This is a genomic window from Salinisphaera sp. SPP-AMP-43, from assembly GCF_049568105.1.
In the GTDB taxonomy this organism is placed as follows: domain Bacteria; phylum Pseudomonadota; class Gammaproteobacteria; order Nevskiales; family Salinisphaeraceae; genus Salinisphaera.
In genome coordinates this window covers 3,240,951-3,255,120 of record NZ_CP145335.1, presented here as the reverse complement: position 1 = coordinate 3,255,120, position 14,170 = coordinate 3,240,951, and the positions used below count along the sequence as shown (strand labels likewise).

General features: G+C 64.2%; 12 protein-coding genes and 1 other RNA gene. All 13 read left to right on the top strand.

What is annotated here, in order from left to right; all coding sequences use genetic code 11:
* Positions 1 to 90: 90 nt before the first annotated feature.
* The 13 genes from rsmI to murC all read left to right on the top strand — a co-directional run bounded on the left by rsmI (position 91) and on the right by murC (position 14,145).
* Positions 91 to 933 carry a 16S rRNA (cytidine(1402)-2'-O)-methyltransferase gene (gene rsmI, locus V5738_RS13915; protein WP_423821412.1) on the top strand — a complete coding sequence of 281 codons (843 nt, stop codon included), beginning with the start codon at positions 91 to 93 and terminating at the stop codon, positions 931 to 933.
* Between the two features lie 47 nt (positions 934 to 980).
* An RNA gene (gene rnpB / locus V5738_RS13910) (RNase P RNA component class A) lies at positions 981 to 1,336 on the top strand.
* 376 nt (positions 1,337 to 1,712) lie between these two features.
* Positions 1,713 to 2,174, top strand: coding sequence for a division/cell wall cluster transcriptional repressor MraZ (gene mraZ / locus V5738_RS13905; protein ID WP_423821411.1), 462 nt, complete (start codon positions 1,713 to 1,715; stop codon positions 2,172 to 2,174).
* 47 nt (positions 2,175 to 2,221) lie between these two features.
* Positions 2,222 to 3,172 carry a 16S rRNA (cytosine(1402)-N(4))-methyltransferase RsmH gene (gene rsmH, locus V5738_RS13900; RefSeq protein ID WP_423821410.1) on the top strand — a complete coding sequence of 317 codons (951 nt, stop codon included), beginning with the start codon at positions 2,222 to 2,224 and terminating at the stop codon, positions 3,170 to 3,172.
* The gene (ftsL, locus tag V5738_RS13895; RefSeq protein ID WP_423821409.1) at positions 3,169 to 3,438 is read left to right on the top strand and encodes a cell division protein FtsL; all 270 of its coding nucleotides are present in this window, start codon (positions 3,169 to 3,171) and stop codon (positions 3,436 to 3,438) included. Before rsmH ends, ftsL begins: the two co-directional genes overlap by 4 nt.
* Positions 3,435 to 5,162, top strand: a complete 1,728-nt coding sequence (locus tag V5738_RS13890) for a peptidoglycan D,D-transpeptidase FtsI family protein (RefSeq protein ID WP_423821408.1) — start codon at positions 3,435 to 3,437, stop codon at positions 5,160 to 5,162. The genes ftsL and V5738_RS13890 overlap by 4 nt, the downstream gene beginning before the upstream one ends.
* A gap of 1 nt (position 5,163) precedes the next feature.
* The gene (locus tag V5738_RS13885; RefSeq protein ID WP_423821407.1) at positions 5,164 to 6,672 is read left to right on the top strand and encodes a UDP-N-acetylmuramoyl-L-alanyl-D-glutamate--2,6-diaminopimelate ligase; all 1,509 of its coding nucleotides are present in this window, start codon (positions 5,164 to 5,166) and stop codon (positions 6,670 to 6,672) included.
* Complete coding sequence (locus V5738_RS13880) at positions 6,669 to 8,048, top strand: UDP-N-acetylmuramoyl-tripeptide--D-alanyl-D-alanine ligase (RefSeq protein ID WP_423821406.1); 1,380 nt, start codon at positions 6,669 to 6,671, stop codon at positions 8,046 to 8,048. Before V5738_RS13885 ends, V5738_RS13880 begins: the two co-directional genes overlap by 4 nt.
* Entirely contained in the window at positions 8,042 to 9,124 is a 1,083-nt protein-coding gene (gene mraY, locus V5738_RS13875; protein WP_423821405.1) for a phospho-N-acetylmuramoyl-pentapeptide-transferase, read from the top strand. The genes V5738_RS13880 and mraY overlap by 7 nt, the downstream gene beginning before the upstream one ends.
* Positions 9,121 to 10,461: a UDP-N-acetylmuramoyl-L-alanine--D-glutamate ligase gene (murD, locus tag V5738_RS13870; RefSeq protein ID WP_423821404.1), complete on the top strand. Its 1,341-nt coding sequence runs from the start codon at positions 9,121 to 9,123 to the stop codon at positions 10,459 to 10,461. Before mraY ends, murD begins: the two co-directional genes overlap by 4 nt.
* Positions 10,458 to 11,609 carry a putative lipid II flippase FtsW gene (gene ftsW / locus V5738_RS13865; RefSeq protein ID WP_423821403.1) on the top strand — a complete coding sequence of 384 codons (1,152 nt, stop codon included), beginning with the start codon at positions 10,458 to 10,460 and terminating at the stop codon, positions 11,607 to 11,609. The genes murD and ftsW overlap by 4 nt, the downstream gene beginning before the upstream one ends.
* Positions 11,606 to 12,694 (top strand): undecaprenyldiphospho-muramoylpentapeptide beta-N-acetylglucosaminyltransferase, encoded by a 1,089-nt coding sequence (gene murG, locus V5738_RS13860; protein ID WP_423821402.1) that lies wholly within the window; start codon positions 11,606 to 11,608, stop codon positions 12,692 to 12,694. The genes ftsW and murG overlap by 4 nt, the downstream gene beginning before the upstream one ends.
* A complete protein-coding gene (murC, locus tag V5738_RS13855) occupies positions 12,694 to 14,145 on the top strand; it encodes a UDP-N-acetylmuramate--L-alanine ligase (protein WP_423821401.1) in 1,452 nt (483 codons plus the stop codon). The genes murG and murC overlap by 1 nt, the downstream gene beginning before the upstream one ends.
* The last annotated feature ends 25 nt before the right edge of the window (positions 14,146 to 14,170 follow it).

The following is a 14,170-nucleotide window of genomic DNA, read 5'->3' as shown; positions in this document are numbered from 1 at the left end:
GCGGGCCGTTTCCCGCATAATATCAGTGCGTACCGGCCGACGTCGCCTCGATGCTGCCGGAACCGATCTCCGCAATACAGGCAAAAGACCATGGCATCGTCGGGTGCAACGCTCTGGGTCGTCGCGACCCCGATCGGCAATCTGGAAGATTTTTCGCCGCGTGCCCGGGAGGTGCTGCAGAGTGTGGCCTTGATCGCAGCTGAGGATACGCGCCACAGCCGGCGTCTGACCGGCCACCTGGGTATTGCAACGCCACTGGTGTCGCTGCACGAACACAACGAGATCGCGCGGACCCGGGAAATCGTCGAGCGCCTAGCCGCGGGTGACAGCGTCGCAGTTATCAGCGACGCCGGAACGCCGTTGATCAGCGATCCCGGTTATCAACTGGTGTCCGCCGTGCGCGCAGCCGGCTATGCCGTGCTGACCGTGCCGGGCCCCTGTGCCGCGATTGCCGCGCTGTCGGTCGCTGGGCTGCCGACTGATCGATTCGCGTTCGAGGGATTCCTGCCGGCCAAGGCAGGTCCGCGGCGACAGCGTCTGGCGAACTTATACGATGAAACCCGAACTTTGGTTTGTTACGAATCGAGCCACCGTATCGCGGCAACGGCAGCCGATCTGGCGGCGGTTTTCGGCGAGCGAATCGTCGTGGTTGCTCGTGAGTTGACCAAGCTGCATGAGCAAAGTGCGTCGATGGCCGCTTCGGCATTGCCCGATTGGTTGGCGGCCGATGGCAATCGACGGCGCGGCGAATTCGTGCTCGTTATTGCCGGCGCGCCGACGCCGCCGGCGCCGGGTAGCGACGTTTCCCTGGATGCGCTGCTGGCCGAGTTGTTGCCGCTGGCGGGTACTAAAAAGGCCGCGACGATCGCAGCGCGGCTGACTGGTGTGGCACGCAATACCGCCTACGATCGCGCCTTGGCCTTGGCCGATTGAAAATCGGGCTCGCACAGAACGCCCATAGGGCCTAGAATCCGCGCTTCGGAGTCGGCCATGCAGTCGCGGCGCCGTCTCGTCGGCGTCGAGGAAAGTCCGGGCTCCATAGGGCAGGACGCCAGGTAACCCCTGGGAGGCGCGAGTCTACGGACAGTGCAACAGAAAGCAGACCGCCTAAGGCCCGCTCAGGCGGGCCCGGTAAGGGTGAAACGGTGCGGTAAGAGCGCACCGCACGACCGGCAACGGTTCGTGGCACGGTAAACCCCGTCCGGAGCAAGACCAAATAGGAGGACGACGTGCGGCCCGCACAGTCCTCGGGTAGGTCGCAGGAGATCATCGGCGACGATGGTCCAAGATGAATGACTGCACGCGACAGAACCCGGCTTATCGGCCGACTCCGATTTCCTCTGATGACAGTAATTTGCGCGTCGTGACCCAAATTCGGGGCCGACGTGGGATGGCGTCCTGTCTTTTAAAGCCACGAACCACGGTCTCCCACCATCGTCGAGCCGGCCCCTGTAAACGGCGCCATGCACGCTATTTGCGGCGTTTTCGACTGTATAAACATCCAATAAATAGTGCCAAGCAGTTGAATGAAAAGATCAATAAAAGGCCTCGAAAAACTTCATGGATTGTTGCAAAGACGCTCGGAAATAGCTGATTAGCGGGCCTTTTTAGCCTGCCGGATAACTTGACACTCCGTTTTGGCACTGCCTATAGTGGCGTCGAAGGGCGAGAAGTGGGGCAAAGTGGTTTAAACAGGGGACAGGAACCACCTCGTGTTCAAGGGGTCACATTCGGTCACGATAGATGCCAAAGGTCGCATTGCGATCCCGGCGTCCTATCGTCAGTCGTTGATCGACGACTGCGGCGGCCGGCTGGTGATCACGCGGCACTGGGATGGCTGTCTTTTGATTTATCCCGGCCCCGAATTTCAGACTTTCGAACAGCAGTTGCTCGCGCGCGGCAGCCTGGATCCGAGGGTTCGCAACATTCAGCGGTTTTTTATCGGCAATGCACGCGATATCGACATGGATCGCCAGGGACGGCTTTTATTGCCGGCCAATCTGCGTGCAGCCGCAGGGTTGGAGGCCAGGGCCGTATTGTCGGGAATCGGCAACCTGTTTGAACTCTGGGACGAAGACACCTTCAACCAGCGCAATACCGATACCGCCGAAATGCTGGCCAAGGATGCCGCTAACGGCGATCTGCCCGACGTGCTGATGGATATCAGTCTATGAGCGCGCCATTTTTAGCCAACGCCCACGCGTCGAGGTCCGCTGCCGTCATGGCCGACACCGAACATCAGCCGGTACTACATGAGGCTGCGCTGGCCGCGCTCGCGCTCCGGCCAGACGGCGTCTATATCGACGCGACCTTTGGCCGCGGCGGGCATAGCACCGCGATTCTCGAACAGCTGAGCGCGACGGGGCGGTTGATCGCTATCGATCAGGATCCGGATGCCGAGCGCGCCGCCCACGCGCTGGCGGCCACCGATGCGCGGCTGAGTTTCGTGCGCGCTTCGTTCGGTGATCTGGCGGTACATCTGGAGCGGCTCGGCCTGCAGGGTCAGGTCGACGGCGTATTGTTCGATCTGGGCGTGTCTTCGCCCCAGTTCGACGTGGCCGAGCGCGGGTTTTCGTTTCGCCATGCGGGGCCGCTGGATATGCGTATGAATCCCGAGGCGGGGCAGCCGCTGGCCGATTGGCTGGCCGGTGCGCGCCACGGCGATATCGCCCGCGTGATCAAGACGCTTGGCGAAGAGCCGATGGCCGGACGAATCGCCTCGGCCATCGTCGCGGCACGGGATGCGAACCGCGTCGGCGATACCGCAACACTGGCCAACGTGATCAAGTCGGCGGTGCCGGCCAAGGTGGCCGCGGGCAAACGCATTCATCCGGCGACCCGCACTTTCCAAGCGTTTCGCATGCATATCAACGACGAACTCGGCGCTTTGGATCGCGGGCTGTCGGCTGCGCTGTCGGCGCTGGCGCCCAGTGGCCGGTTGGCGGTCATCAGTTTCCATTCTCTGGAGGACCGCCGGGTCAAGCGTTTCATGCGCCATCAAGCCAAACCGCCGCAGCCGAAGCTGCCGATGGCGCCGGAAGTCGAGCCGGCCTTGCGCTTGATCGGCAAGCCGGTGACTGCGGACCCCACCGAGGTCGCGGCCAATCCACGGGCCCGCAGCGCGATCATGCGGGTCGCCGAGCGTACCCATGCCGATGAGGTGGCGCCATGACCCGTCGCGTGCTGGTTTTGCTGTTGCTGCTGGTGATCAACCTGGTTAGCGCGATCGGGGTCGTGAAGTCCACCCAGCAGACCCGCGAGTTGTTCCACGATCTGCAGTCGGCCCGTATGACGCACGATCGTCTGGCCACCGAATGGGCCCAGATCCAGCTCGAGGACAGTGCCTGGGCCAGTCCTGACCGGGTGTCCCAGGTGGCGCGTGCCCAGCTGGGCATGGTCCAGCCCCGTGATTACGTCGTGCTCGGGGAGCATCAGTGAGCCGCGATGAAGACGCTCCACAGTTCACACCGGCACGCTGGCGTGCCTGGTTGGTGCTGGTCGTTTTTGCGGTATTCGGCGCGACCCTGGTTTGGCGTGCGGTCGACCTGCAGGTGTTTGACGAACGGTTTCTGACCCACCAGGGCGATATCCGGCATGTGCGCACGGTTAAGGTGCCGGCCAATCGCGGGGCGATCGTCGACCGCAACGGTCAGCCGATGGCCCTGTCGGCGCCGACTGAGTCGGTCTGGGCGGTGCCGTCTGCCGTGCTCAAAGCGCCGGATAAGCTGTCGGCGTTGGCCGATAAGCTCGGTACTGGCGTGGCCGATTTGCGTCAGAACCTGGAGCGGCACAAAAGTCGCCAGTTTCTCTATCTCAAGCGCCAGCTGTCGCCCTATGACGCCCACGAGGTCATGAAGGTCGATGCGCCCGGTATCTTTCTACAGCGCGAATACAAACGCTACTACCCGGCCGGCGAAGCCGCAGCCCAGCTGATCGGGTTGACCAATATCGATGGCAAGGGCCAGTCCGGCATGGAGCTGGCACGCAACGACTATCTATCCGGTGCCCCGGGGGAACGCAAGGTGGTCAAGGATGGGCGCGGCCGCGTAGTCGATGATCTCGACGAGTTCCAGCCGCCGCAGCCGGGTCACGATCTCAAGTTGACCATCGACTCGCGCCTGCAGTACTTGGCTTATCGCAACATCAAAGAGGCGGTGGTCAAGCACAAGGCCAAGGATGGCGTCGTGGTCATGCTTGATCCCGACAGCGGGCAGCTGCTGGCGGTCGCCTCCTATCCGAGCTTCAACCCGAACGATCGCTCAACCATCGATCCGGCCGGCATGCGGCTGCGTGCGGCGACCGACGTGATCGAGCCGGGCTCGACGGCCAAGCCGATCGTGCTTTCCGGGGCCTTGAACCAAGGCATCTACGATACCTCCAGCATCATCCATACCAAAGGTTGGTTCCAGGTCGGCCGACTCACGATCAAGGACGAGTTGAATTATGGCGACGAGGATTTCGCCAAGATTCTTCAGAAGTCGTCCAATGTCGGGGCCGCCCACGTCGGACTGAAGATGGGCCCGCAGGGCGTCTGGCAAGATTTTCGTGACTTCGGCTTCGGCGAGACCACCGGCAGCGGTTTTCCGGGCGAGCGCTTTGGCGTGCTCAAGGATTATTACACCTGGGACGACGTCGAAACCGCGACTGCCTCGTATGGCTATGGCTTTGCCGTGACGCCGTTGCAGCTGGCCCGGGCCTATGGCGCGATCGCCGACAACGGCGCGCTGCGCAGTCTGCGCATGATCCTGGGCCAGGGCGCGAACATGCATCCGCCGGCGCAGCAGGCCATCAAGCCGTCCACGGCCTCCACCATGCGGCGGCTACTCGAAGGCGTGGTCAGCCCGCAGGGCACGGCTGAAAAAGCCAAGGTACCCGGCTATACCGTGGCCGGCAAGACGGGCACCGCGCGCAAGATCAGCGGCGATGGTTATCATCGCGACCAGCATCGGGCGTTGTTCGTCGGCATGGCGCCGGCCAAGAACCCGCGGCTGGTCACGTTGGTTGTAGTCGATGCGCCGACCAAGGGGTCCTACTACGGCGGCACGGTGGCGGCCCCGGTGTTTTCCAAAATTATGCAGAGCGCGCTTCGCATTCTGCATGTGCCGCCGGACAACCCGAGCATGCTGACTGCAGCTGCCGAATCCGATACGGCGGGAGGCTAGGGTGCTCGAAGACGTTCGCCCATCCAAGACCCTGTCGCAGTTGCTGGCGGGCTTCGGCGTTTCGGCGGTCCCCGAGGCCGACATCTGCGATGTTGTGCTGGACAGTCGTCAGGCCGGGCCGGGTGCGCTATTCATAGCCTGCGCCGGTGCCGAGACACACGGTCTGCGCTATGCGTCCGCCGCGGTCGCGGCCGGGGCTGCTGCGGTCGCCTGGGAGCCGGCAGACGGCGTCGAACCGCCGACGTTGGATGTGCCCAGTGTAGCCGTGCCTGAGCTGTCTCGGCATGCCGGCGACATCGCGGCCCGTCTGTATGACCGACCTGCCGAATCGTTGTTCGTGGCGGGCGTGACCGGAACCGACGGCAAGACATCCTGTGCCTGGCTGATTGCCGGAGCGCTGGCCGCATTGCATGGCGGCTGCGGCTACCTGGGCACCCTCGGCTTCGGAGCCGTGGACGATCTGGCAGCGGCCAGCCATACCACGCCGGATGCCGCGCGTATGCAGTACTGGCTGGCGCGCATGGTAGCCAGTGGCTATACCGCGGCGGCGCTGGAAGTGTCTTCGCATGCGCTGGCGCAGCATCGTAGCGATGCGGTGGCCTTCGATGTGGCCGTGCTGACCCAGATCGGACGCGATCATCTGGACTACCACGGCGATGAAGCCGCTTATGTAGCAGCCAAGCGTCGCCTGTTCGATGCGCCGGGCCTGCGTTTCGCTGTGCTCAATATGGATGATCCGATCGGCCGCAAATGGCTGGCCGCGGCCGATGATGGCGTAGCCCGTATGGCCTATGGCCAGGCCGAAGAAGTCGTCCGCCAGCGTTATTTCGTATCCATCGCAGCGCTCGCGGCAACCGCGACCGGTCTGGCGATTGAGTTCGAGACTCATAAGGGTAGGGCGCGCCTGGAAACGCCTTTGTTGGGTTCGTTCAATGCCTACAATCTGGCGGCGACGCTGGCAGTGCTGCTGGCCCGGGATATTCCCCTGGACGAGGCCATCGGTGCCCTGGCGCAGGTGCCTACCGTGCCGGGTCGCATGGAACGTGTAGCCGGCCGCGAGGGCCAGCCCGTCGTGGTCGTGGACTATGCCCATACCGCGGGCGCACTAGAGGCCGCGCTCAGTGCCGCGGCCGAGCACGTCGAAGGACGGCTGTTGTGTGTGTTCGGCTGTGGTGGCGATCGCGATCGCGGCAAGCGAGCCCTGATGGGGGCAGCGGCCGCGGCTCATGCCGATCGCTTCTGGATCACCGACGACAATCCGCGTAGTGAGGACCCGGGCGCGATCGTCGCCGATGTGATCGATGGTATTCCCGATGCCGTGACCGCGGCATCGCGCTACGACATCGTGCACGACCGTGCCGCAGCGATCGCCCAGGCGATCGCTGCGGCCGAGGCGGGCGATGTCGTGCTGGTCGCCGGCAAAGGGCATGAGACGACCCAGCAGTACGGCGAAAACCGAGTTCCGTTTGATGACCGCGTGGCTGCGCGCCGCGCATTGGAGGCCGCATGAAGGGCCGGCTGTCCGAGTTCGCCACCGCCCTCGGTGCGCGGCTGATCGGCCGCGATGGCGCATTCGATGGCGCCGCGATCGACACCCGTCGTATGACTCACGGCGCCTTGTTCTTTGCGCTGTCGGGCACGCATAGCAACGGTCACGAGTTCGTCGCTCAGGCGGGGCGGGACGGCGCGGCTGCGGCAGTGGTCGCCCATCCGGTGGATGCCGAAATCCCGCAGCTTGTGGTCGACGATGTGTACGAGGCCTTGGGCCGCGCTGCGCGTCTGGCCCGGGCTGGCTTTGCCGGGCCTGTGGTCGGTGTCACCGGCTCCAACGGCAAGACCACGGTCAAGCAGATGATCGCTGCCATCTTTTCGGCTGCCGGCCCGGCGCTGGCGACCGAAGGCAATTTGAACAACCATCTCGGCGTGCCGTTGACGTTGATGCGTCTGGACGGCTCGGCCGAGCGGGCCGTTATCGAGATGGGCGCCAATCATCCCGGTGAGATCGGCCAGCTGGCCGCGATCGCACGGCCCGACGTCGGCGTGATCACCAACGCCGGGTGGGCGCATCTGGAAGGTTTTGGCTCGCGCGAAGGCATTGCTCGGGCCAAAGGCGAATTGTTCATTCGGCTGCCGGAATCCGGTACCGCGGTGATCAATGCCGACGATGAGTTCGCCGGGCTATGGCGGGAGTTGGCCGAGGGCCGTCGCGTGGTCACGTTTTCGGTCGATGATCCGACTGCCGATGTTCAGGCCAGCCAGATCGAACTCGATGGCGACGGCGCCCGGTTTATGCTGCATACGCCGGCGGCGCGCACCGAAATCGTTCTCGATCTCGCTGGCCGCCACAACGTGGCCAATGCCTTGGCGGCTGCGGCCGTGGCGTTCGCAGTCGGCCTGGACGGAACGACCATCGCTGCCGGTCTGGCACGCATGGCCGCTGTGGCCGGGCGGCTGGCGATCACGCCGGCGGCCCATGACGCTCGCCTGGTCGACGATAGCTACAACGCCAACCCCGGTTCGCTGGCTGCGGCCCTGTCCTGGCTCGGCCAGCAGCAGGGCGAGCGCTGGGCGGCTCTCGGCGACATGGGCGAGCTCGGCGACTATACCGAGTCGGCCCATCACGACGCCGGTTTGGCTGCCCGCCAGGCCGGTATCCAGCGGCTGTTCGTGACCGGTGAACACAGTCGTCTGACTGCGGCCGCCTTCGGTGAAGGCGCCCAGTGGTTTGATGACCATGACAGTTTGAATGCCGCGCTGCTCGGCGCTCTGGCCGAGACTGATAAGGAAGTGATCGTGCTGGTCAAAGGCTCGCGCAGTGCGCGTATGGATTATGTTGCCGAAGCGCTGCGAGCCGATCGTTCGGCAAAGGCGGGCCTGGCATGCTGATGTATCTGGCCCATCTGCTCGAGCCGCTGTTCTCCGGCTTTCGGGTGTTCCAGTTTCTGACCTTTCGCGCGATTCTCGGCGTGCTGACGGCGATGATCTTCAGCTTTCTGTTCGGCCCGGTGCTGATCCGTAAGCTGACGTTCCATCAGATCGGCCAGTACGTACGCGATGACGGGCCCCAGAGCCATCTGGTCAAGGCCGGTACGCCGACTATGGGCGGTACGCTGATCATAGCCGCCGTGCTGGCTTCCACGCTGCTATGGGCGAATCTGGCCGACAGCTGGGTCTGGTTGGTGATGTTCGTGACCGCGGCCTTTGGCCTGGTCGGGTTCGTCGACGACTATCGCAAACTTAAGTTCGGTAACAGCAAAGGGCTCTCGGCCAAGGAAAAATACGGCGCCCAGACGGCCATCGGCCTGCTGGCCGGACTGTGGCTGTACTGGGTGGCCGGCTCCTCGGCCGAGACCAGCATCCTGATTCCAATGGTCAAGCATGTCGCGATCCCGCTGGGGGTCGGCTATATCATCTGGACCTATCTGGTGATCGTGGGCTCGTCGAACGCTGTCAATCTCACCGATGGCCTGGACGGTCTGGCGATCATGCCCTGTGTGCTGGTTGCAGCCGCACTCGGGATTTTTGCCTATGTGACCGGGCATGCAGAATTCTCCCGCTATCTCGGCTTTACGTATATCGACGGCGCCGGTGAGCTGCTGATCTTCTGTACCGCGATCGTCGGTGCGGGGCTGGGCTTTCTCTGGTTCAACACGTATCCAGCCCAGGTATTCATGGGCGATGTGGGAGCCTTGGCGTTGGGGGCGGCGCTGGGTGTGGTGGCCGTCGTCGTGCGGCAGGAACTGATTCTGGTGGTCATGGGCGGTATTTTCGTCGCCGAGACGGTATCGGTGATGATTCAGGTGGCCGGTTACAAGCTCACCGGGCGCCGGGTCTTTCGTATGGCGCCGTTGCATCACCATTTCGAACTCAAGGGCTGGGCCGAGCCCAAGATCATCGTGCGCTTCTGGATCATTACCCTGGTCCTGGTGCTGATCGGTTTGTCGACATTGAAGATCCGATGAGCGATTGGCGCGCCCAACTTAACGACACCCAGGTGCTGGTGATCGGCTGCGGTGCGACCGGCGCCTCGGCTGCGCGCCTGGCGGCGGCTGCCGGTGCGCGCGTGCGTGTGGTCGATAGCCGGGTCCATCCGCCAGCCGCGGCCGAGTTGGCCGCGCAAGGGCTACAGGTCGAGATTCGCAGCGGCGGTCTCGATCCGGCGGCTCTCGAGGGGGTCGAGCATGTGGTGGTCTCGCCGGGCGTGGACTTGCGTGAACCGTTGATTGAGGCAGCGCGCCAAGCCGGCTACGACATCATTGGGGATATCGAGTGGTTCGCGCGGCTGGCCAATGCCCCGGTGATTGCGATTACTGGTTCCAACGGCAAGTCCACGGTGACTGCCTGGATCGCCGGTATCGCCGCCGCAGCCGGCCGGAATGTAGCCGTCGGTGGCAATTTCGGCACCCCTGCACTGGATCTGCTGGCCGACGACGTCGATCTTTATGTGCTTGAGCTGTCGAGTTTCCAGCTCGAACTGACCCAGCGCCTGCATTGCCGGGCCGCTACCGTGCTCAATGTCAGCCCCGATCATATCGATCGTCATGGCAGCCTTGCGCACTATGCCGCGCTCAAGGCGCGGGTCTTCGCCGACTGCGAGGTGGCACTGCTCAACAGCGACGATGCGCATGTGGCGGCAATGGAAACGGGCGCGGCCCGGTTACTGCGCTTCGGCACGACCGAGGATGCCGACTATCGGATTCTGGATACCGAGGACGGGCTGCAACTCGGCCGCGGCGACCTGCCTTGGCTGGCGGCGCATCGCCTCAAGCTGGCAGGGCGGCATAACGTGGCCAATGCGGCCGCGGTTTGGGCGTTGGCCGAAACCCTTGGTTTCGAGGAAAACACGATTCGCGACGGGCTGACCCATTTCAGTGGCTTGCCGCATCGCTGCCAGCTGGTCGCCGAAGTCAACGGGGTGCGCTGGGTTAACGATTCCAAGGGCACCAACCCGGGGGCGATGCTCGCCTCGCTGGCCGGCATGGATGCGCCGGTGATATTACTGGCCGGCGGCCAGGCCAAGGGCGCAGACTTCGGCGAACTAGGGCCGGTGGCCGCTCGCCGGGCGCGTGCGGTTCTGGTGTTTGGTGAGGACGCAGACGTCATTGCGGCGGCCGTAGCCGACCATACCGCTGTCGAGCGGGTCGCCACGCTGGCCGCTGCGGTTGCACGTGCTGCTGAAATCGCGGCAGGCGGCGATGTGGTGCTGTTATCGCCCGGCTGTGCCAGCTTTGATCAGTTCGATGACTACCGGGCGCGCGGCGATGCATTCGTGGATGCCGTGCAGGAGTTGGCGGCATGAAGCGATGGATGGCTGCAGCGTATCTACCGCGCGTACGGCCCGATCTATGGCTGCTGTCGGCGCTGGTCGTGATTGCGGCGCTCGGCTTGGTCATGGTGGGCTCGTCGTCAGTCGCGGTCGCCGATCGTCTGTCCGGCGAACCCATGTACTTTTTCTATCGGCAGGCCGTATATGCCCTGATCGGGCTGGTGGTCGGCTTTATCGTGCTGCATATCCCGATGCGGATGCTGGCGGCCAATACTTTCACCATGCTCGCCGTCGGTTTGGGGTTGTTGCTGGTGGTGTTGTTGCCCGGGCTCGGCCATTCGGTCAACGGTGCCCAGCGCTGGCTGAACCTCGGACCGCTGGCGCTGCAGGCTTCCGAGCCGGCGCGGCTCTGCTTGGTGTTGTATATCGCCGGCTATGCCTCGCGCCGCCAGTACGAATTGGCCACCTCCTGGGCGGGCCTGTTCCGGCCGATGGTCTTTTTGGTGATCGCCTGCTTTTTGATGTTGCTGGAGCCGGATTTCGGCGCCAGCGCGATTCTGGTGGCCGTGGCCGGCATTATTCTGTTTCTGGCCGGGGCACGGCTGCGTTATCTGTTCGTGATTGGTGGGGGCGGGGCGCTCGCGCTGACGATGATGGTGTTGTCCTCGCCGTATCGCATGCAGCGTTTGATCAGTTTTTCGGATCCCTGGGCGCATCCGTTCGCCAGCGGTTTCCAGCTCACTCAGTCGTTGATCGCGATCGGGCGTGGCCACGTGACCGGCGTCGGACTCGGGAATTCGGTGCAGAAGCTGTCGTATCTGCCGGAAACCCATACTGACTTTCTGTTCGCGATCTATGCCGAAGAGTTCGGTCTGATCGGCTCATTGGCGCTGATCGTGCTGTTCTCGATCGTGGTCTGGCGCGGCTTCGCGATCGCGCGGCGGGCGGTCGATGCCGGCCACATGTTCTCGGGTTTTCTAGCCTACGGGCTGTCGGCCTGGGTGGTCCTACAGGCGTTCATTAATATCGCGGTCAACATGGGGCTGCTGCCGACCAAGGGTCTGACGCTGCCGTTGATGAGCTATGGCGGTTCGTCGCTGGTCATGATGTGTGCGCTGTGTGCGTTGCTGCTGCGCGTCGATCTGGAAAGTACCCAGGCACTGCGCGAGGCCCGCTCATGAGCGGCACGCGCCCGCATGTGCTGATCATGGCTGGAGGTACCGGTGGCCATGTCTTTCCGGCACTGGCCGTGGCCCGTGAGCTCATTGCGCGCGGGGCGACGGTATCTTGGTTGGGCACGGCGGCGGGTATCGAGTCGCGCCTGGTGCCGTCTGAGGGATTGACGCTGAATACCATCGACGTAGCCGGCTTGCGCGGCAAACGTCTGACCACGCTGCTGGCGGCGCCGGCCGCGATGAGCCGGGCGCTCTGGCAGGCCGCGCAGGTGTTGCGCCGGGAACGCCCAGCGCTAGTGATCGGTATGGGCGGCTTCGCGGCCGGGCCGGGCGGCTTGATGGCGCGTGCCCTGGGCATCCCCATGTTGATCCACGAACAGAATGCCGCGGCTGGGCTAACCAATCGCGTACTCGCGCGACTGGCGGCGACCGTACTACAGGCGTTTCCGGAGACTTTCGCCGCAACGCGTGGCGCCGAGACCGTAGGTAACCCGGTACGCCACGATATTCTCGGCCTGCCGACGCCGGCCAAGCGCTGGCACGACCGCCACGGGCCGCTCCGGCTGCTGGTGCTCGGCGGCAGCGGCGGGGCGCTGGCGATCAATGAGCGGGTGCCGCAAGCGTTGGCGACGCTACCGGCCGCGAAGCGTCCACGGGTGCGGCATCAGGCCGGTCGTACCCTGGAGGCCGCCCAGGCGGCCTACGAAAAACACGGCATTGAGGCCGAGCTGACAGCGTTTATCGATGACATGGCCGAAGCCTATGGCTGGGCCGATGCTGTGGTCTGTCGCTCGGGAGCGTTGACTGTGGCCGAGCTGGCCGCCGCCGGTGTCGGCGCGTTGCTCGTGCCTTACCCCTACGCCGTAGACGATCACCAGCGCGCCAACGGCCGCTATCTAGTCGATGCCGGAGCTGCGCGATTGATCGATCAGGCCGAACTGACGCCCGAGCGCCTGGCTGGCGAACTGGACGAGCTCGGCGGCGATCGCGCGGCGTTACGGCTCCGCGCCGAGGCCGCACGTAGCGTGGCCTGGCTCGATTCGACCCAGCGCATCGCCGATGCCTGTTACCGCACCCTGGAGGCCGCATGATGACGCTCGACGCATCTGATACGAACCCGGGCTTCCAGCCGCTGATGCATCGGCCGATGCGCCGCGTGCGCACGGTACATATGGTCGGCATCGGCGGGGTCGGGATGGCCGGCATCGCACGGGTGTTGATTAACCTCGGCTATACCGTCACCGGCTCGGATGTGAAAGACAGCACGACTACGCAATCGCTGGGTAGTCTCGGTGCAAAAATCTATATCGGCCATGCCGCGGAAAACGTCGCCGAGGCCGACGTCGTGGTGGTCTCGACCGCGGTCGCCGAAGACAACCCGGAGGTGGTCACGGCCCATGACCGGTTGGTGCCGGTGGTGCGTCGGGCGGAAATGCTCGCCGAGCTGATGCGTTTTCGCTACGGCATTGCCGTGGCCGGCACCCACGGCAAGACCACCACCACCAGCCTGGTTGCTTCGCTGCTGGCCGACGGCAATCTCGATCCGACCTTTATCGTGGGCGGCAAGGTGCTGGGCGCCGGTTCCAATGCGCGGCTGGGCACCGGCCCGTATCTGGTCGCCGAAGCCGACGAGTCGGATGCCTCGTTTTTGTTTCTGACGCCGATGATCGCGATCGTGACCAATATCGACGCCGATCATCTGGAGACTTACGGCGGACAGTTCTCGAAGCTCACCGATACCTTCGTGGAATTTTTGCATCACCTGCCGTTCTACGGGCTGGCGGTGATGTGCGTTGACGACCCGGTGGTACGCCAGATTCTGCCCAATGTGGGCCGACCGATCGCGACCTACGGCATCGACCACGACGCCGACTTTCGGGCCGAGAATCTGCGTTTCGATGGTGCAGGTACCCGTTTTACTCTGCGCCATGGCAACGAAACCGGCTTCGAGGTGCATTTGAACCTGCCCGGCCGGCACAACGTGCTCAACGCGCTGGCCGCTGCGGCGGTAGCCCACGAGTTGGGCGTGGACATGGCGTCGATCGGCGCCAGCCTGTCCGGCTTCGCCGGCATCGGACGACGCTGCGAAGTCCACGGCGAGATCGATTTCGGCGGTAAGTCAGCGCTATTGGTCGACGACTACGGCCATCATCCGCGCGAGCTGTCCAGCACCATCTCGGCGGTTAAGAACGCTTGGCCCGAGCGACGTCTGATCGTGGTCTTTCAGCCGCATCGGTTCACCCGCACCCGCGATCTGTTCGAAGACTTCTGCGAAGTGTTGGCCGACCTAGACGTGCTGGTGCTCTGCGAGGTCTATGCCGCCGGCGAGGCGCCGATTGTGGGTGCAGACGGGCGGGCACTGGCACGCGCGGTACGCGCTCGTGGCCGGGTCGACCCGGTGTTCGTATCCAACGTACACGGGCTCGACGGCGTGCTCGGTGACTTGGTTGCCGAGGGCGATGTCGTGCTCACCCTGGGGGCGGGCGATATCGGTGCGGTCGCCGGCCGGTTCGCCGAGCACGGCGTGACGGGGCAGGTATGAAGCGCACGACTCAATTTCGCTATCG